General features: G+C 40.8%; 18 protein-coding genes. 4 read left to right on the forward strand and 14 right to left on the reverse strand.

What is annotated here, in order from left to right; genetic code table 11:
- Positions 1 to 144: 144 nt before the first annotated feature.
- From MK409_RS04255 to MK409_RS04270, 4 genes are all read left to right on the forward strand, one after another.
- A complete protein-coding gene (locus MK409_RS04255; RefSeq protein ID WP_000443579.1) occupies positions 145 to 375 on the forward strand; it encodes a DUF1797 family protein in 231 nt (76 codons plus the stop codon).
- Between the two features lie 236 nt (positions 376 to 611).
- Positions 612 to 2873 carry an ATP-dependent Clp protease ATP-binding subunit gene (locus tag MK409_RS04260; protein ID WP_268705451.1) on the forward strand — a complete coding sequence of 754 codons (2262 nt, stop codon included), beginning with the start codon at positions 612 to 614 and terminating at the stop codon, positions 2871 to 2873.
- Positions 2874 to 3003: 130 nt separating this feature from the next.
- The gene (locus MK409_RS04265; protein ID WP_268705452.1) at positions 3004 to 3456 is read left to right on the forward strand and encodes an NUDIX hydrolase; all 453 of its coding nucleotides are present in this window, start codon (positions 3004 to 3006) and stop codon (positions 3454 to 3456) included.
- A gap of 58 nt (positions 3457 to 3514) precedes the next feature.
- A complete protein-coding gene (locus tag MK409_RS04270) occupies positions 3515 to 3814 on the forward strand; it encodes a DUF1827 family protein (RefSeq protein ID WP_000767191.1) in 300 nt (99 codons plus the stop codon).
- A gap of 67 nt (positions 3815 to 3881) precedes the next feature.
- Here MK409_RS04270 and metK read toward each other — a convergent pair whose 3' ends face one another.
- The 14 genes from metK to MK409_RS04340 all read right to left on the reverse strand — a co-directional run bounded on the left by metK (position 3882) and on the right by MK409_RS04340 (position 18953).
- Positions 3882 to 5072, reverse strand: a complete 1191-nt coding sequence (metK, locus tag MK409_RS04275; protein WP_268705453.1) for a methionine adenosyltransferase — start codon at positions 5070 to 5072, stop codon at positions 3882 to 3884.
- A gap of 343 nt (positions 5073 to 5415) precedes the next feature.
- On the reverse strand, positions 5416 to 6759 hold the full coding sequence (locus MK409_RS04280; RefSeq protein WP_268705625.1) for a DEAD/DEAH box helicase: 1344 nt from the start codon (positions 6757 to 6759) through the stop codon (positions 5416 to 5418).
- Between the two features lie 104 nt (positions 6760 to 6863).
- On the reverse strand, positions 6864 to 7679 hold the full coding sequence (locus MK409_RS04285) for an endonuclease/exonuclease/phosphatase family protein (protein ID WP_268705454.1): 816 nt from the start codon (positions 7677 to 7679) through the stop codon (positions 6864 to 6866).
- 51 nt (positions 7680 to 7730) lie between these two features.
- Positions 7731 to 9917 (reverse strand): PTS transporter subunit IIBC, encoded by a 2187-nt coding sequence (locus MK409_RS04290; RefSeq protein ID WP_096407820.1) that lies wholly within the window; start codon positions 9915 to 9917, stop codon positions 7731 to 7733.
- A 220-nt stretch (positions 9918 to 10137) separates the two neighbouring features.
- Positions 10138 to 11064 carry a permease-like cell division protein FtsX gene (gene ftsX / locus MK409_RS04295; RefSeq protein ID WP_268705455.1) on the reverse strand — a complete coding sequence of 309 codons (927 nt, stop codon included), beginning with the start codon at positions 11062 to 11064 and terminating at the stop codon, positions 10138 to 10140.
- On the reverse strand, positions 11057 to 11749 hold the full coding sequence (ftsE, locus tag MK409_RS04300; protein WP_000022274.1) for a cell division ATP-binding protein FtsE: 693 nt from the start codon (positions 11747 to 11749) through the stop codon (positions 11057 to 11059). Before ftsE ends, ftsX begins: the two co-directional genes overlap by 8 nt.
- A gap of 17 nt (positions 11750 to 11766) precedes the next feature.
- Positions 11767 to 12862, reverse strand: a protein-coding gene (gene prfB, locus MK409_RS04305) for a peptide chain release factor 2 (protein ID WP_268705456.1) whose coding sequence is annotated in 2 segments (ribosomal slippage) — positions 11767 to 12789 and positions 12791 to 12862 — 1095 coding nt in all. Because the reading frame shifts where the segments join, the coding sequence is not laid out codon by codon here.
- Positions 12863 to 12972: 110 nt separating this feature from the next.
- Complete coding sequence (locus MK409_RS04310) at positions 12973 to 13629, reverse strand: CBS domain-containing protein (RefSeq protein ID WP_049536628.1); 657 nt, start codon at positions 13627 to 13629, stop codon at positions 12973 to 12975.
- A 383-nt stretch (positions 13630 to 14012) separates the two neighbouring features.
- Entirely contained in the window at positions 14013 to 14723 is a 711-nt protein-coding gene (locus MK409_RS04315; RefSeq protein ID WP_000062206.1) for an ABC transporter ATP-binding protein, read from the reverse strand.
- Complete coding sequence (locus MK409_RS04320) at positions 14723 to 15487, reverse strand: ABC transporter ATP-binding protein (protein WP_268705457.1); 765 nt, start codon at positions 15485 to 15487, stop codon at positions 14723 to 14725. Before MK409_RS04320 ends, MK409_RS04315 begins: the two co-directional genes overlap by 1 nt.
- Positions 15487 to 16443, reverse strand: coding sequence for a branched-chain amino acid ABC transporter permease (locus MK409_RS04325; protein WP_268705458.1), 957 nt, complete (start codon positions 16441 to 16443; stop codon positions 15487 to 15489). The genes MK409_RS04320 and MK409_RS04325 overlap by 1 nt, the downstream gene beginning before the upstream one ends.
- 3 nt (positions 16444 to 16446) lie before the next feature.
- Entirely contained in the window at positions 16447 to 17316 is an 870-nt protein-coding gene (locus MK409_RS04330; RefSeq protein WP_000941413.1) for a branched-chain amino acid ABC transporter permease, read from the reverse strand.
- 118 nt (positions 17317 to 17434) lie between these two features.
- The gene (locus MK409_RS04335) at positions 17435 to 18595 is read right to left on the reverse strand and encodes an ABC transporter substrate-binding protein (protein ID WP_033629440.1); all 1161 of its coding nucleotides are present in this window, start codon (positions 18593 to 18595) and stop codon (positions 17435 to 17437) included.
- 88 nt (positions 18596 to 18683) lie between these two features.
- Positions 18684 to 18953, reverse strand: a complete 270-nt coding sequence (locus tag MK409_RS04340; protein WP_268705459.1) for a YlbG family protein — start codon at positions 18951 to 18953, stop codon at positions 18684 to 18686.
- Positions 18954 to 19029: the final 76 nt, after the last annotated feature.

Here is a 19029-nt window from a genome sequence, read left to right on the forward strand (position 1 = left end):
TTGAATTAAAATTCAATCTTTTTTCACTGATTTTCACCAATAATTTTATGCAAAAGAGAAATAGCGAGAAATCTTAGTTTTTTCTAGTCAAGTCCCCGTGGTTTATGGTAAAATAGTAACGATAAGAAATGGAGGAGAATCATAATGGAATCACATTTGGTTAGAATCATCAACCGCTTAGAAGCTATGACAAAAGATGGCGGAAATCTAAAACGTAATTTTGAACGTGAAGGAGTTGTTGTTGCAGAAGTTGCTTACAGCTATGACGAAGAAAATGGATCACTCTTCACCCTTCGCGATGTTGAAGCTCGTGAAACCTATACCTTTGATAGCATTGACTTGATTGCAATGGAGATCTACGAACTCCTTTACTAACATAAAAACAACGGGCAGTAAGTCCCGATGAATGAGAATCCTTTTTGTCACCACAAATGGGATTTTTTCTTACCTTCAAGTCGCTTAATTCTCCATGAATCCCTCTCTTAAAAACGACCACTTCCCAATCTTTTTACTTGCTTTACACCTTAATCATGCTATAATGAGAGTATAGAACTTTGACTATTCTTGACCTTTTTATTAGACAAAGAATAAGAATGAAATGAGGTAGATGTATGCTCTGTCAAAACTGTAAAATTAACGACTCAACAATTCATCTTTATACCAATCTCAATGGACAGCAAAAACAAATTGATCTCTGTCAAAATTGCTATAAAATTATCAAAACAGACCCAAACAATACCCTCTTTAAAGGAATGACTGACCTAAACAATCGTGACTTTGATCCTTTTGGAGACTTTTTCAATGATTTGAATAATTTCAGACCTTCTTCTAATAATGTCCCTCCAACTCAATCAGGTGGAGGATATGGAGGTAATGGTGGCTACGGACCTCAAAATCGCGGACCCATTCAAACACCGCCTCCAAGTCAAGAGAAAGGTCTTCTAGAAGAGTATGGAATCAATGTTACTGAGATTGCCCGTCGAGGAGATATTGACCCTGTTATCGGTCGAGACGAAGAAATAATCCGTGTTATCGAAATCCTCAACCGTCGAACCAAAAACAATCCTGTCCTTATCGGTGAACCCGGTGTTGGTAAAACAGCCGTTGTTGAAGGTCTGGCTCAAAAAATCGTTGATGGTGATGTTCCCCATAAACTCCAAGGCAAGCAAGTCATCCGTCTGGATGTGGTCAGTCTAGTTCAAGGAACAGGGATTCGAGGTCAATTTGAAGAGCGTATGCAAAAGCTCATGGAAGAGATACGCAAACGTGAGGATATCATTCTCTTTATCGATGAAATCCATGAAATTGTCGGTGCAGGATCTGCTGGCGATGGCAATATGGATGCAGGTAATATCCTCAAACCTGCCCTTGCCCGTGGTGAATTGCAGTTGGTTGGTGCTACTACTCTCAATGAATACCGTATCATTGAAAAAGATGCCGCTCTCGAGCGCCGTATGCAGCCTGTCAAGGTAGATGAACCAACTGTCGAAGAAACCATTATCATCCTCAAAGGGGTTCAAAAGAAATACGAAGACTACCATCACGTCAAGTATACTGATGCTGCTATCGAAGCAGCTGCAAATCTTTCCAATCGCTATATCCAAGACCGCTTCTTACCTGACAAGGCTATTGACCTGTTGGACGAAGCCGGTTCAAAGATGAATCTGACCCTAAACTTTGTGGATCCCAAAGTGATCGACCAGCGTTTAATTGAGGCTGAGAATCTCAAGGCTAAAGCTACGCGAGAGGAAGACTTTGAAAAAGCTGCCTACTTCCGCGATCAGATTGCCAAGTACAAGGAAATGCAGAAAAACAAGGTGACTGACCAGGATACTCCTATCATTAGCGAGAAAACCATTGAGCATATCATTGAGCAGAAAACTAATATCCCTGTTGGGGAGCTAAAAGAAAAAGAACAGTCTCAGCTTATCCATCTAGCAGACGACCTCAAGTCCCATGTTATCGGACAAGACGAGGCTGTCGATAAGATTGCTAAAGCCATCCGTCGTAATCGTGTTGGACTTGGAACTCCCAACCGCCCAATCGGAAGTTTCCTCTTTGTCGGACCAACTGGTGTCGGTAAGACAGAACTTTCCAAACAACTAGCCATTGAACTTTTTGGTTCAGCTGATAGCATGATTCGCTTTGATATGAGTGAATACATGGAAAAACATAGTGTAGCTAAATTGGTCGGAGCCCCTCCAGGTTATGTCGGCTATGATGAAGCTGGTCAGTTAACGGAAAAAGTTCGCCGTAATCCCTACTCTCTCATCCTTCTCGATGAAGTCGAGAAAGCTCACCCTGATGTCATGCACATGTTCCTTCAGGTCTTAGACGATGGTCGTTTGACTGATGGGCAAGGACGGACAGTTAGCTTTAAGGATGCTATCATTATCATGACCTCAAATGCGGGTACTGGTAAGGCCGAAGCCAGCGTTGGTTTTGGAGCCGCTCGTGAAGGGCGAACAAACTCTGTCCTCGGTGAACTCGGCAACTTCTTTAGTCCAGAGTTTATGAACCGTTTTGACGGCATCATCGAGTTCAAAGCTCTCAGCAAGGACAACCTTCTCCAAATCGTTGAACTCATGCTAGCAGATGTTAACAAACGCCTCTCCAGCAACAATATCCACCTCGATGTGACAGACAAGGTCAAGGAAAAGTTGGTTGACTTGGGATATGATCCAAAAATGGGGGCGCGCCCACTCCGCCGTACCATTCAAGACCATATCGAGGATGCTATCACAGACTATTACCTTGAAAATCCAAGTGAAAAAAACCTCAAGGCAGTTATGACAAGCAATGGCAAGATTCAAATCAAATCTGCCAAAAAAACTGAAAAAACAGAAGAGATTGATTCTGAAAAAGAAGAATAAAACGACCTAACAGGTGCAGGAAATCTAACAATTTCTGCACCTTTTTTACTAAAATAACTGTAAATTCTTGACAGCTTGCCCCTCGTCCATTATGATAATAATAAAGATACTAAAGAATGAGGACATTTCAATGGCCAACCCAACTTTTGGTGAAAAAAAAGAAAATGTGACCTACCAGCACCGCTATGGTGTTTACGCAGTTATTCCTGATCCTGAAAAAAAACAAATCGTTTTAGTTCAAGCTCCCAATGGGGCTTGGTTCTTGCCAGGTGGAGAGATTGAAGAGGGAGAAGACCATCAAGAAGCACTGAAGAGAGAACTCATCGAAGAACTCGGTTTTATTGCTGAAATCGGGACCTATTTCGGACAAGCTGATGAGTATTTCTACTCTCGCCACCGTGACACCTACTACTACAATCCAGCTTATCTCTACGAAGCTATTTCTTTCGAAGAAGTACAAAAACCTATAGAAGACTTTAATCATATTGCTTGGTTTTCAATTGACGAGGCAATAGAAAAACTCAAACGTGGTAGCCACAAATGGGGAATTGAAGCTTGGAAAATCCAGCATGGAATTGACTAAAATACACGATTTTATCCAAAAAGTGCTATAATAGAGTTAGAAAATCGGAGGAACTATTATGAAGCTTATCAACACGACTAATTCACACTCGCAACTTGTTAAAAGCCAATTAGAAAGCACTGACGCAACGCTTGTTGAAGTTTATTCAGCTGGAAACACAGATGTGATTTTCACTCAAGCTCCGCTTCACTATGAAATCCTCATTTCCAACAAACACCGCGCTATTCGTGAACCAGAAATCGAAACCATCCAAGATTTCTTCATGAAACGCAAAATCGATAAAGATAATATCGATGAAGCTAATATCAAGACGCTTTATTCAGATAAATTGATTGAAATTTCTATTCCTACAAAATAAGAAAGCCAGCCAAAAGCTGGTTTTCTTTTGCAAAAAAAGATTGGTAGTTTCTACCAATCTTTTATTTTTATTTCACAGCTTCTTTCAAAGCGTCTACCTTGTCCAAACGTTCCCATGGAAGGTCAATATCTGTACGTCCCATGTGTCCATAGGCCGCTGTTTGACGGTAAATTGGACGTTTGAGGTCCAACATTTGGATAATTCCTGCTGGGCGAAGGTCAAAGATTTGACGAGCTGCTTTTTCAAGCTTGCTTTCAGCTACTGTTCCTGTACCGAAGGTATCGATACGGACAGAAACAGGCTGCGCAACACCAATAGCGTAGGCCAATTGAACTTCTGCTTTCTTGGCAAGACCTGCTGCAACGATATTTTTAGCAATATAACGAGCTGCATATGAGGCTGAGCGGTCAACCTTAGTCGCATCCTTACCAGAGAAGGCACCACCACCGTGACGAGAGTAGCCACCATAAGTATCCACGATAATCTTACGACCAGTCAAACCGGAGTCTCCTTGAGGTCCACCGATGACAAAGCGACCAGTTGGGTTGATGAAAAATTTTGTTTGCTCATCCAAGTAAGAAGCTGGGATCACCTCTTTAATAACCTTGCTAATCACATCATTGTGAATTTGTTCATTACTAACTTCTGGGTCGTGCTGAGTTGAAATAACGACCGTGTCCACACGTACTGGACGATCATTTTCATCATACTCAACTGTAACTTGTGATTTAGCATCTGGGCGAAGATAGCTGAGTTCACCAGATTTACGAAGTTCTGCCAAACGACGAACCAGTTTGTGACTAAGTGAAATTGGTAATGGCATGAGTTCTTCTGTCTCATCTACTGCAAATCCAAACATGAGACCTTGGTCACCAGCTCCAATCAAGTCCAGTGGATCTTGATCTACATTCCCACGAACTTCCAAGGCTTCGTTCACACCTTGGGCGATATCTGGTGACTGCTCAACAAGTGACGGATGAACTCCCACCGTCTCCGCAGAAAAACCATACTCGGTATTGGTATAGCCAATCTCTGCAATAGTATCGCGAACCACACGGTTAATGTCCACATAGGCATTTGTCGAAATTTCACCAAAAACGTGGACAGATCCAGTGTATACAGCTGTCTCAGCAGCAACGTGCGCTTCTGGATCCTCTGCTAAAATAGCATCCAAAATCGCATCTGAAATTTGGTCTGCAATCTTATCTGGATGCCCCTCAGATACAGATTCAGACGTGAATAATTTACGTTCTGACATAAAAATGTCCCCCCTTAAAAAATATTGTTATAGAGTTACAAAGTACTGGTAGGTATTTCCATTATCTAAGAGTTACGACGCGAAAGAAATAAAAACGATACTTTTTTATTTCTGATGCTAGTAAGGCGCATAGGGTGACCGCCTTATAGCGGCAACCGTAGAATGACGAGCAACTTTGGAGCCGTCATTCTTTGCGAGTTACAAAGTACTGATAGAAATTTCTACCATCTTATCGGGACTATATAACCTTATCATTATACCACTTTTTACTTTTTTTTGCAGTATTTTTAAAAATTCATAAAACGAAGTTAGAAAAAGGAGCTATGCAGCTCCAATTTTATACTTAAAATGTTTGTCGTTTGGCTTTACGCTCGGCACGTCCACGAGCACGATTTTCAGCACGCTTGGTTTTGCGGCGTTTTTCATCCACCGCCCATTGAATCTTCTTCTTATAGCCTGGTTTGACTTTTTTCTTTTTCTTTTTAACCAAGCCAATCATTTCAATATCAAGCTTATCCTGCTTCTTTTCACGGTTGGCACGACGATCACGGTCGTAGGTATCTTGAAACTCTCCGTCTTTGATCATCTTAGGAGTAAACTTGATTCCTAATTTCTCCAACTCACGGATATCCGAGTCATCGCTTGGCTGGTAAAGCGTAATAGCTATACCAGGTAGACCATTACGTCCAGTACGTCCCACACGGTGAACAAAGAAGGACAAGTCTTGCGGAATGGCGTCATTGATGACATGACTGACACCTTCAATATCAATTCCACGCGCTGCCAAGTCTGTTGCGACAATGTACTCAAAATCGAGATTTTTCACCTGATTCATGATCCGCTTGCGTTCACGAGGAGCAATATCTCCATGAATCTTAGCTACCTTCAAACCTTGAGCTGTTAGATATGTATGCAATTCATCTGCACGCGTCTTGGTATTAACAAAAATCATGGCTAGATATGGTTGCATGGCTTGCGTCAACTCATAAATCTGAGCATTTTTATCTCGTCCCTTGGTCGAAATCAACCAGTTATCAATGGTATCAGAAATGACTGTTTTTGTTTTGATTTTTTCCATAACAGGATTTGATAAATATTTTTTCAAGAATGGCTGCAACTTCTGTGGAATGGTTGCTGAAAAGACCATGAATTGCAAGTCCTTAGGAAGGCTTCCTGCTATCTTATCAACTGTCTCTAAGAATCCCATATCCAAGGTCATATCGGCTTCATCGACAACAAAGGTCTTGGCCTTGTGAATAGCCAAATCACCAGATTTGACCAAGTCATAGATGCGACCTGGCGTTCCGATAACGATATGTGGTTGGTTGCTGGCAAGTTTTTCAATCTGACGAGCCTTATCCGTACCCCCCACATAGTTAACCACACGGACTTCAACATCTGAGTGGGCTGCAATCTGACGTGCTGCTTGGTAAATCTGAGTAGCTAACTCACGACTTGGAGCAGTAATCACTGCTTGCACACTATCGCTAGTTTCATCTAATTGCTGGAAAATTGGTAACAAGAAAGTATGAGTCTTTCCAGAACCTGTTTTTGATTCACCAACCAAGTCACGACCTGCCAAGACTATAGGAATTAACTTATCTTGTACCTCTGTAGGAGTCTCAAATTTCAACTCCTCCAAAGCCTGTTCTATATAGTTTTTAAACTGAAATTTCGTAAATGACATATTATCCTCGATTCTATTCATCTAACCATTATACCATATTTTGAACATTTTCAGTAGTTAAGTCCGACTAGCAAAAAATGAAAGGGAACAATCCCTTTCATTTTCTATTTCCAGTTTAAAATGGCATTCAAACCATAGTGATCACTGACTTGCGGACTATTCTGACCATCAAAAACTACATGCAAGCTTTCTACTTCTAACTCTTTGGTCGTAAAGACATAGTCAATTCGAAGCGGTTCGGTATTGCCTTTCCAACCATCAATTTCTGGTGGTACTGTATAGCTACCACTTCTCTCCTTGGCAACTTCAAAAGCATCTTGTAACTCTAGAGGACTAGCTAGGATAGCTTGATAACCTTCCTGACCAGCTGGATTATTGAAATCACCTGCTAATATTAGAGGTTTCTTCAAATCTTTCAGTACAGCCTCGAATCGTGCCCATTCTTCCTGAAAACCTTTATCCCACCATGAAAGATGGACGCTTGCAAGAGCCAGTTCCTTGCCTTCAACCTCTGTCTCAGCCAAGGCAACACGGCGAGTATGGTAATCCGTTGGATCATCTACATCTGATACTAAAATCTCACGCGCTTGAATAGGTGTCTTGGATAAGATAGCAACACCCTCATGGTATCGGTCATAACCGATATGGTTATAGGCCCAGGTCCAATAGAAGCTTCTTCCTTTCTCAGCCAATTTTTCAACCAAAAGTCTAACATAGTGGTCTTGGTGAATTGGCTCTGCCGCTGGCAAAGCTTGATAGAGGTCATTAACCTCCACTTCAGGAGAAGTGATTTCCTGATTGATTTCTTGGAAACAAATCAAATCATAGTCTTTATCAAGAATATCTTGGAGCAAGAGCTGGAATTTTTCTTCTGCTTCTTTCTCCATCCAACTATGGGTATTGAGTGTTAAAAATTTCATGCTTTTCTCCTAAAACAAGAGGTTGGAAAACAGCTTCCAACCTCAAGTATATTACAATTCTACTTTTGCAACTGCTGTTTTCGCTGCAAGAGAACCAGTTTGTTCTAATTTAACAGATTTAATCGCTTCGGCATTTGTGAAGACAACTACTGTTGAAGTTTCACGATCTGCTGCACGGATAGCATCCAAGTCAGCTGTAACAAGAAGATCACCAGCAGCAACCTTTTGTCCTTCAGCTACGTGAACTGTGAATGGTTTTCCTTCAAGACTTACTGTGTCCAAACCGATGTGAACAAGTACTTCAAGACCTGCTTCAGTCACAAGACCGAGAGCATGTTTAGTTGGGAAGACACTTGATACAGTACCAGAAACTGGAGATACGATATTTCCATTTGCTGGTTCTACTGCAAAACCGTCACCCATCATTTTTTGAGCAAAAACAGGATCTTTAACTTCGCTCAATTCAACAACTTGACCATCAGCTACTGAGTAAACTTCCTCTGTTACACCTTTGTAGTGTACAGTGTTTTGTTGAGCTTCAGTCATTTGGCTTGGAAGAGTTTCAGGAATAATTTCACCTGAGTCAAGAATATCTTGGATATCAGATTTCAGTACGTCAGCTTTTGGTCCGTAGATAGCTTGGACACCTTGTCCTTTCATGACAAGACCCATAGCTCCTTCTGCTTTCCATTGTTCCTCAGTACCAACGCGATCTGCATCTTTAACAGTTACACGAAGACGAGTCATACATGCATCCACATCTACGATATTTGCACGACCACCAAGAAGGTTAATGATATTTACGGCTTGAGAAGCTGCTGCAACTTTTGGAGTTCCAGAAGCTGCTTCTTCTGATGCTCCTTCAGCTGTTTCGTAGTTTCCGTTACGTCCTGGGGTTGCGTAGTTGAATTTTTTGATCATGAAGTTGGCAATGAAGTACATGATAACCGCAAAGAGAACAGTTACCCAGATAAAGTTAACGATATCCATACCAATACCAGCATTAATTGCCAATGGTGTACGAGTCAAGAATTCAATTGAACCGAATGAGTGGACACGAAGGTGAACAATATCTGCCATAGCAAAGGCAGCACCTTGAACTACTGAATAAACAAGGTAAAGCGGTGTCGCGATGAACATGAACATATACTCGATTGGTTCAGTAACCCCTGTCAAGAATGTTGCAAGGGCTGTCGCAATCATCATACCCTTGTATTGGTGTTTCTTGTCTGCATCAACATTACGGTAGATAGCAACGATAACACCCATCAAGATACCAAATGAACCGATCATTTGTCCAACTTTGAAACGAGCTGGATGTACTGTATCTAACAAGTGTTGGTATTGACCAGCGTCAGTACCTTTAAGGTTTACAAGGTCTGTTACCCATGCAAGCCAAAGTGGATCTTGACCAAATACTTGGCTACCTTTTGCTGCACCAGTTAAGACTTCATAAGTACCACCAAGAGCTGTGTAGTTCATTGGGATAGTCAACATGTGGTGAAGACCAAATGGCAAGAGCAAACGCTCCAAAGTACCATACAAGAATGGTGCTAGAATTGGTGCAGTTTCTTGAGAGTTTGCAATCCAGATACCAAAGCTATTGATACCTGTTTGAACAAGTGGCCAGAAAATTGAAAGAACAATTGCAGCAATTACTGAACGAACAATAACTACAAACGGTACAAAACGTTTTCCGTTAAAGAATGAAAGTGCATCAGGAAGCTTACGGAAGTTATAGTATTTGTTAAAGGCAGTTGCCCCTATAAAACCAGAAATAATCCCTACGAAAACACCCATGTTAAGTGCTGGAGCTTCCATAACACTGATAAAGTAATCAGAAACTTTGATTGACCCACCCAATAGTGTTGAAACCATAGCATTTGGATCTTTTAGCATATCGCCAGATACGCCAAAGATTGTACCTGTGATACGGTTGATAAGGATAAAGGCAAGACCAGCAGCAAAAGCACCACCAGCGCGTTCTTTAGCCCAGCTTCCTCCGATAGCAAGGGCGAACAAGATATGAAGGTTAACGATAACTCCCCAACCGATTTGCTCTAGTACACCACCAGTAATTACAAGTGGTGAAAAGTTAGGGTTAATCATCACGAGCGACTTACCGATTGAAATCATCAATCCAGCCGCTGGCATAACAGCGATAACCACCATCAAAGCCTTACCGAATTTTTGCCAAAACTCGAAAGACAAGACATTTTTGAATGTAGCTTTCATCATTCAAATCTCCTTTATTTTATTTTAGGCAAACGTTTTACGAAAACGTTTGCACCAACTTATATACTAATTATACCACTTTTTATTTTTTTGTAAAGGCTTTTATAGAAAAATTTTCTCCTTTTTCTTAAATTTTTATACAAAAAAGAGAAGTTCTTTAAAACTTCTCCTTTAAACTGTCTGGATATTTCCACTAAGCTATGCAATTTGCATTGATATCCAATTAAATTTTCAAGAATCGACGCATTGAAATTCCTGATCCGATTGATCCAATGAAGATTCCGATGACAAACAAGAGAACTGTCATCAAAGGAATAAATAGATCTGGCGTAATCATGGATAGGTTTTGACCAACCAAGGATTTATTGACAGACTGGTAAACCATATTGTAGATAAAGAATACTAGGACTGAAGGAATAGCTGCTCCAAATAAACCAATGAAGGCACCTTCCAACAAGAATGGACCACGGATGTAACTATTCTTAGCTCCTACCAGACGCATGATCTGAATTTCACGACTACGCGAAATAATGGTGATACGAATGGTATTGGAAATCAAGAAGACCGCGATGAAAATCAAGAGTCCTGCAATAATCAATCCCCACACACGGATGAAGGAAGCTAGTTCAAAGAGTCGTTGAGTGTTGGCTCCACCATCTTGAACTTCTGAAACCCCCTCGATTTTCTTAGCATCTTCAGCTACTTTCTTTACATCACTTGGAGATTTGGTATCTACGATATAGGCATCATAGAGTGGGTTGGCATCCCCTTCAAAGACCTTCCAGTCATCCCCCATCGTTTCAGTCAATTTTTGGTATTGCTCCTCTTTATTTGAGAAGGTAACGCTTTTTACAGCTGGCATAGCTTTCAAAGCATCATAGACCTTGTGGTAGTCATTGTTGGTAACTGTCTGACCTTCTTTTTCAATCGTTTCACTGTTATCAGCCACATCCTTACGAATGTAAACCATGACACGAACGTTGTTTTCAATATCGGTAGCTAGTTTAGCTGTGTTAAAAATTACGGATGCAAACAGGGCAACGAGTGTCAAGGTAATCATAACCGAACTCACTGCTGCTACTGTCATCCAGCCATTTCGCTTTAAACTTTTAAGTGATTCAAATAAATGGCGAAAAAATCTACTAATCATCGTATCCATATTCTCCTTTTGCTTCGTCACGAACGACACGGCCATTTTCAATGGCAATGACACGGTGGCGCAAGGTATTTACAATCTGACTATTATGGGTAGCCATCAATACTGTAGTACCTTGGAGATTGATGCGTTCCAACAGATTCATAATTTCCCAAGAATTATCTGGGTCCAAGTTTCCTGTCGGCTCATCGGCAATCAAGACTTTCGGATTGTTGACAATCGCGCGAGCAATGGCAATCCGTTGTTGCTCTCCACCTGAAAGTTCATTAGGGAATGAACGAACCTTATGTTTCAAACCAACTAGGTCCAAAACTTCCATCACACGTTTTTTAATGGTACGGCGGTTCTCACCGATTACTTCCATTGCATAGGCAATATTTTCATAAACGGTTTTCTTTGGCAAGAGTTTGTAGTCCTGAAAGACAACTCCAACACTACGACGAAGAAGAGGAATATCTTTCTTCTTGATTTTAACCAAATTAAAACCTGCAACTGTTAAACTACCTTTTTCAATCTTTACTTCTCGATATAAAGCTCGAATAAAGGTGGACTTCCCTGCTCCAGAAGGTCCTACAATGTAGGCAAATTCTCCTGGTTCAATAGTGACAGACACACCACGCAAGGCAGTCGTCCCGTTGTCATACTTTTTGACAACATCTCGCATTTCAATGATTGACATGTGAGTTCCTTTCTATCTTAGCTGATTCTCCATTTGAGATAGGCATCGATGAAACCATCTAAATCTCCATCCATAACCTTATCTACTTGGGCAACTTCAAAGCTCGTACGGTGATCTTTCACCATGGTATAAGGTGTGAAGACATAAGAACGGATCTGACTTCCCCAAGTGATTTCTTTTTTCTCACCTTTAAGGGAATCGACTTCTGCTGCTTTCTTTTCTTGCTCCATTTGATAGAGCTTAGCCTGCAACATCTTCATAGCTCGATCTCTATTTCCATACTGGGTACGATCGACTGTCGATTGAACGACTGTCCCCGTAGGAATGTGCGTCAAACGCACACCAGTTGAAACTTTATTGACGTTCTGTCCACCAGCACCACCTGAACGGAAGGTATCCATCTTGATATCGTCGTCACGGATTTCTACTTCGATGGTATCATCTAACTCAGGCATAACCTCTACGGATGTAAATGATGTATGACGACGTTTGGCAGAATCAAATGGCGAAATACGGACCAAACGGTGAACACCCATCTCCGACTTAAGAAGGCCATAAGCATTTAGACCTTCAAAGGACAAGGTCACAGACTTGATACCTGCTTCATCACCAGCCTGGTAATCCAATACCTCTACTTTAAAACCTTTAGCATTTCCATAACGAGTATACATACGGAGTAACATATCACCCCAGTCTTGAGCTTCAGTCCCTCCAGAACCTGGATGGATTTCCAAGATTGCATTATTATGGTCATAAGGTTCTGACAAGAGAAGCGTCATTTCGTAACTGGTCATCATCTTATCCAACTCGGTTAGCTGCTCCACAAGTTCATCATGGACTGACTCGTCTTCTGCTAAAAAGTCCAATAAAATTTCAACTTCATCCTGCAACTCCTCCATTTTACAGAAGGTGTTGTAGGTGTTTTTTAATTCATTTAATTCTTGCGACGTTTTTTGGGCCGCAATATTATCGTTCCAAAAATCAGGTTCTGTCATCTTGTTCTCCAAGATGGCAATCTCTTCCTCTAAGCCTTCGAGGTCAAAGAGACCCCCTGAAAGAAGCTAATTTTTCACGATTTGCATCAATTTTTTGACGAATTTCTGAAATGTCCATAGATACTCCTTTTCATATCGTTTTATTATACCATAATCTCTTATTTCTTTCCATATTTTGCTTTTTTATGCTTTTATTGCCCAACAAAAAGAGGCTCTGAAGCCTCTGTTTTAAAGGATTTTTGCAGAGGTTCGAGCAATTTCCTCTACTTGAATTCCTTCTCTTTCAAATTTTTCTCTTAAGGAATCTAGGTCAATCATTCCATCAATTTGAACCTCAATGACAACTTTACCATCCTTACGAGGGATATTAACTGTGTGAGAAATATTCAAATTTTCCTCGGCAATCAAGGACACGATTTTTCCTAAAACTCCGACCTCGTTTTCCGTAATAAAACGAACACGAATCCCTTCTTCTCCATAACCAGCGATTTCCAAAAAGGCTTGGAAGACATCGCGGTCCGTAATCACTCCATATACCTGCTGGTTATCAACAACTGGTAAAATGCCAATCTTATTTTTCAGCATCAGATAGGTCGCATCTTCTAGACTTGCATAGCCAGAAACTGTCACGACATCTCGAATCATGACGTCTTTGACTTTGGTCTTATTGAGAAGATAATTCATCTCGTAGATAGAAAGACTGGTTGCTTTAGATGGACTTGCCTCTGCGATAGTCCCTTCTGTAACAAGACCAACCAATTGATCATTTTCGATAACAGGTAAACGGTGCAAGCCTTGCTCGCGCATCAAATCTGCTGCGTGTGCTACAGTCGTATCAGGACTGATATAAACTACCTTGCGTGTCATAAAATCTTTAACTGCCATGAGACTTCTCCTTCTCTATTTCTACTTTCATTATACACTTTCTTAGAAAATCTATCAAACGCTTTCATCTCTTTTTCAAGATTTTGAGTCTTTTACAAAAAAGAGCTCTAATTTAGAGCCCTGTGAATGAGGGATTAGCAATCCACATTCGGTTTTATTTCATCACTTAGGAAATTGCTACGCAATCTCTATCTGCCGACTAAAAAGGTCCCCCGGACTATAGATGGATTGCGTGCGCAATCTCCATCTGCAACCTAAACCAGTCTCCCAGACTAAAGGAGAATTGCATACGCAATTCTTATCCGCCGACTAAAACAATCCACTGGTTCTGATGATTGCTACGCAATCTCTATCTGCCGACTAAAAAGGTCCCCCGGACCTTTTTAGCCACCTAGGTATGCTTTTCTGACTTCGTCTGATGCTGCGAGTTCTTTTCCTGTTCCTGATAGGACAATCTCACCTGTTTCAAGTACATAACCTCGGTCAGAGATAGCAAGGGCCTTGTTAGCGTTCTGCTCAATTAGGAGAACTGTTGTTCCTTGCTTCTGGATATCTTGAATGATATCAAAAATTTCTTGGATAAAGATCGGAGCCAGTCCCATTGACGGCTCGTCCAAAAGGAGAAGCTTAGGTGTAGACATGAGGGCACGTCCCATAGCCAGCATCTGTTGCTCACCACCAGATAGAGTTGCCGCATCTTGGTTTTTGCGCTCTTCTAGACGAGGGAAACGCGAAAAGACTTTTTTCAAGTTAGCTTGATTTTCTTCACGATTTTTCTTTAAAAAGGCTCCCATTTCTAAGTTTTCCATAACAGTCAAACCTGGAAAAACATGGCGTCCCTCAGGAACTTGTGAAAGGCCACCTGCCACGATTTTTTGCGCTGGCAACTTTTGAATTTCTTTGCCTAAAAACTGAATTTTACCAGCACTTGGACGAACCAAACCTGAAAGGGTACGAAGAATGGTTGTTTTACCAGCACCATTGGCACCAATCAAGGAAACAACTTCACCTTCATTAACCTCGAAACTTACATCACGAACTGCTTGGATCATACCGTAATGTACAGAGAGGTTTTCAACTTTTAACATAGACATTAGGCTTCACCTCCTAGATAAGCTTCGATAACGCGTTTGTTGTTCTTGATTTCATCCGGAGTCCCATGAGCAATCAACCGACCATATTCAAGAACATAGATACGCTCAGTGACTTCCATAACCAAATTCATATCGTGTTCGATGAGCATGATGGTAATTTTAAATTCATCTTTGATACGACGGATTAGTTCTGTCAATTCAGCTGTTTCTTGAGGATTCATCCCAGCTGCAGGTTCATCCAAAAAGAGGATTTTAGGTTCGGTTGCCAGAGCACGAACGATTTCCAATCGACGTTGTTGACCATAGGCCAGATTCCTCGCAAGAGTATTTGCGTCACCATCCAAATCAAAAATCTTAAGCAAGTCCAAAGCTTTGCTTTTTAATTCTTCCTCGTTCTTGTAAAAAGCTGGTAGGCGTAGAAAGCTCGCAAGGACATGTTGTTTATGATGATTACTAAATGCAATCAAAACATTTTCCAAAACTGTCAAGTCCTTGAACAAACGAATATTTTGGAAAGTACGACTGAGTCCAAGTGAAGCAATCTTATAGGGAGTTTTCCCATTTAGGAGGTGACCATCTAGAGTCACAGTACCTTCACTTGGTTCATAAACACCAGTCAAGAGATTGAAAAGGGTTGTTTTACCAGCGCCGTTTGGTCCGATCAAACCAACCAATTCTCCCTCGTTCAATTCAAGAGTGACATCTCCAACAGCTGTTAGACCGCCAAAATGTTTGGTTAACTGTTTAACTTCAAGTAATGCCATTAGTTTTGTCCCTCCTTCTTAGATTTTTTAAAGAAACGTGATAGACTCAATTCCCATGTCCCAAGAAGTCCACCTGGTCTGAAAATCATGACCAATACAAGAGCCAAAGCGTAGATAATCATACGTACGCTAGCTACATCTTGAAGGAGCATATTTAAAATTCCCAAAACAATCGCTGAAACGATGGTACCAGTAATAGATCCAAGTCCACCAAATACAACGATAATCAACACGTTGATGGAATTAATAAAGGTGTAATCTTTTGGGACAACAGATCCGATAAAACCGGCCTGAAGTGAACCAGCAATACTAGCTGTAACGGCACCAAAGACAAAAGCGACAATCTTGATCTTTGTAGTGTTTACCCCAACGGATTCTGCAGCAATCTCATCCTCACGAACAGATAGAGTAGAGCGTCCAATTGGACTACGTAAGAAGTTGAGGGTTGCAATAGTTGTGATCACCACAAATAGATAAACCATTTGCCAGTTGGTAAAGTTTGGGATACCCAAGATACCAGCGGCACCGTTGGTCAAACTTCCACCATTAATGATAAAGATACGAATGATTTCTGAAACACCTAGTGTCGCAACAGCCAGGTAGTCACCCTTCAAACGGAGTGTTGGAATCCCAACGAGCAAAGCAACTGCACCAGAAATCAAGGCGCCCAAGAGCATTGCACCAAAGAAGGCTCCATAGGTTGGTGATTTTGAGCCAACAATCGCTGCTGCATAAGCCCCAATTGCCATAAAACCTGCATGACCAAGTGAGAATTGTCCTGAAAAACCAACGATTAAGTTCAAACCTACTGCAAGGATGATATTAATCCCAATTTGTTCTAAAATTTGCACATGGAATAGATTGAGAACACCAGCAGAAACCAGTACGCTAATCAATCCATAACCCGCTAACAGAAGGAATAACCAGAGAGTATTTACTTTAAGATTTGTCTTCATTGTTTACACCTTCTCTTTCACATTCTTACCAAGGATACCTGCAGGTCGAACAATCAGAATCAAAAGCAAGATTCCATATACGATAGCATCACGGAAATCAGACATACCGAAGGCAGTAGCAAATGTTTCCAACAAGCCAATTACAAATCCCCCTAGAGCTGCACCAGGAATAATCCCGATACCACCGAGTACGGCCGCAACGAATGATTTCAGACCTGGAGTCACACCCATCAAAGGTTCAAGAGAGTTGTAGTAAAGGGCAATGAGGACACCTGCTGCACCAGCAAGGGCTGAACCCAAAGCAAAGGTAAAACTGATTGTACGATTTACATTAATTCCCATCAATTGAGCTGCGTCACTATCAACTGATACCGCACGCATGGCTTTCCCCATTTTTGTTTTTTGGACGATCAATTGCAATAAAACCATCAAGAGTACAGAAACTGCTAAAATCATCAATTGAACGTTTGTCAAGCTAATTGGTCCCAAGTCAAAGCGGACTGTTTCAATTGCTTGAGGGAAGGCACGAGTATTAGCACCTACTAAATAAACCATTCCGTATTCCAGTAGGAAAGACACTCCGATGGCAGTAATCAATACAGCAATACGTGTAGAGTGTCGTAAAGGACGGTAGGCAAGAAACTCAATCACAACACCAAGCAATGCGGTCCCTGCCATTGAAATAATTAAAGCTAAAAAGAAATCCATTTGGAAAGAATTAATCAAAAAGTAACCAATAAAGGCACCCATCATGTATATATCGCCATGGGCGAAGTTGATGAGTTTGATAATTCCATAAACCATGGTATAACCCAGAGCCAAAAGTGCATAAACACTACCCAGAATTAGACCATTCACAAGTTGTTGGAGCATAGCATTCACTCTTTTCTATCGTTATTTTTTAGAAAATTTCATTATTTCACAAGTTCATAAACACCGAAACAGGGAGTGAGTCAAAGGCTCATTCCCCATTTCAATTACTATTCTAATGTTATGGTTTTACAACTTCTGCTTCTTCAACTTTACCATTGTTCATGGTCATCATGTAAGCAGTTTTCACTGTATTGTGGTCAGCATCAAAGCTTGTTTGACCAGTGACACCATCAAAATCTTTGGTTTTAGCAAGGTTGTCCTTGATCTCACCTGAGTTTTTAGCACCTTTTGCAGCATTTGCTACTAAGTAAACTGAGTCATAGGCCAAAGCTGAGAATGTTGAAGGCTCTTCGTTGTATTTAGCACGGTATGCTTCAAGGAAAGCTTTAGCTTTTGCAGAAACATCAACAGTAGTTGAGAATCCAGAGATGAAGTAAATGTTTGATGCTCTTTCAGCAGTTGCTTGTTGAACAAATTCTTCACCGTTAAATCCATCACCACCAATGATTGGTTTATCAATTCCCATACCACGAGCTTGGTTTACAATTTTACCAGCTTCTGTGTAGTAACCTGGAACTACGATAGCGTCAAACTCTTTCCCTTTCATTTTAGTAAGGGCTGCTTGGAAGTCAGTATCACCTGCTACAAAAGTTTCATCTGCTACAATCTCACCCTTGTAGGCTTCGCGGAAAGATTTAGCAATACCTTTTGCATAGTCACTAGCGTTGTCAGTATATAGAACAACCTTCTTAGCATTCAATTTATTTGTTACATAGTTAGAAATAATCTTCCCTTGGAAGCTATCTTGGAATGTTCCAATAAATAGGTAATCTTGACCTTTAGTCAAACCGTCTTGAGTAGCACTTGGTGAAATCAATGGCACTCCAGCTTTAGTAGCGTTAGCTACAGCTGCAGCAGTTGCACCAGATGTCGCAGGTCCTACAATAGCTGCTACTTTTGATTGGGTAACAAGGTTTGTTGTAACAGAAGCTGCTTCAGCAGTTTCTGACTTGTTGTCTTTGTCTACAACTTCGATTTGTTTCCCATCAATTCCACCTGCAGCATTGATTTCGTCTACGGCAAGTTGGGCACCTTTTTGTTCAGCTGTACCGTAAGCTGCCACAGCACCTGTCTCTTCAAAGTTAAAACCGATTTTAATTGTTTTTTCGTCTACTGGATTTCCAGTTGTGTTTGACGCTCCTGACTTGACCTCTCCACAGGCAGCAAGAAGAGCCACACTAGCAAGAGCCACAAAAGATAGGGCAAATTTTTTCTTCATTTTTAATCTCCTTATAGTTGTTTCAAAAAATAGTATGTTAAGAATATACCGAATTATCAGAAAATTGTCAATGTATTTGTTTAACTTTTTAAATGATAACGTTTTCTTCAGTCCGATAAAGATTCCCAACGAAGGGAGTTTCTAGCTCTTGAATGTGGCAACGTCTAATTTTCTTGACATATCTTTCCTTACCTAATCTCTCAACTAAGCCATCTAGCTCCTCAGTTGGAACATAGAGCTGCAAGTAACGATGTTTTTTGGAATGGTAACGGATATCACCGTATTCCTGAAGTTTTTTTGCATCTCGATTATAGTAGAGATAGATGATTAATCCTGATCGATTTGTTTTTTCAAACATGAGGAAGCCTCTTTCTAAGAAATCTTATCCTATTATACCAAAAAAAGCAAACTCCGTCGAGTTTGCTTTCTAGGTT

Origin of the sequence: Streptococcus oralis (assembly GCF_026782375.1) — a bacterium.
GTDB lineage: Bacteria > Bacillota > Bacilli > Lactobacillales > Streptococcaceae > Streptococcus > Streptococcus oralis_CL.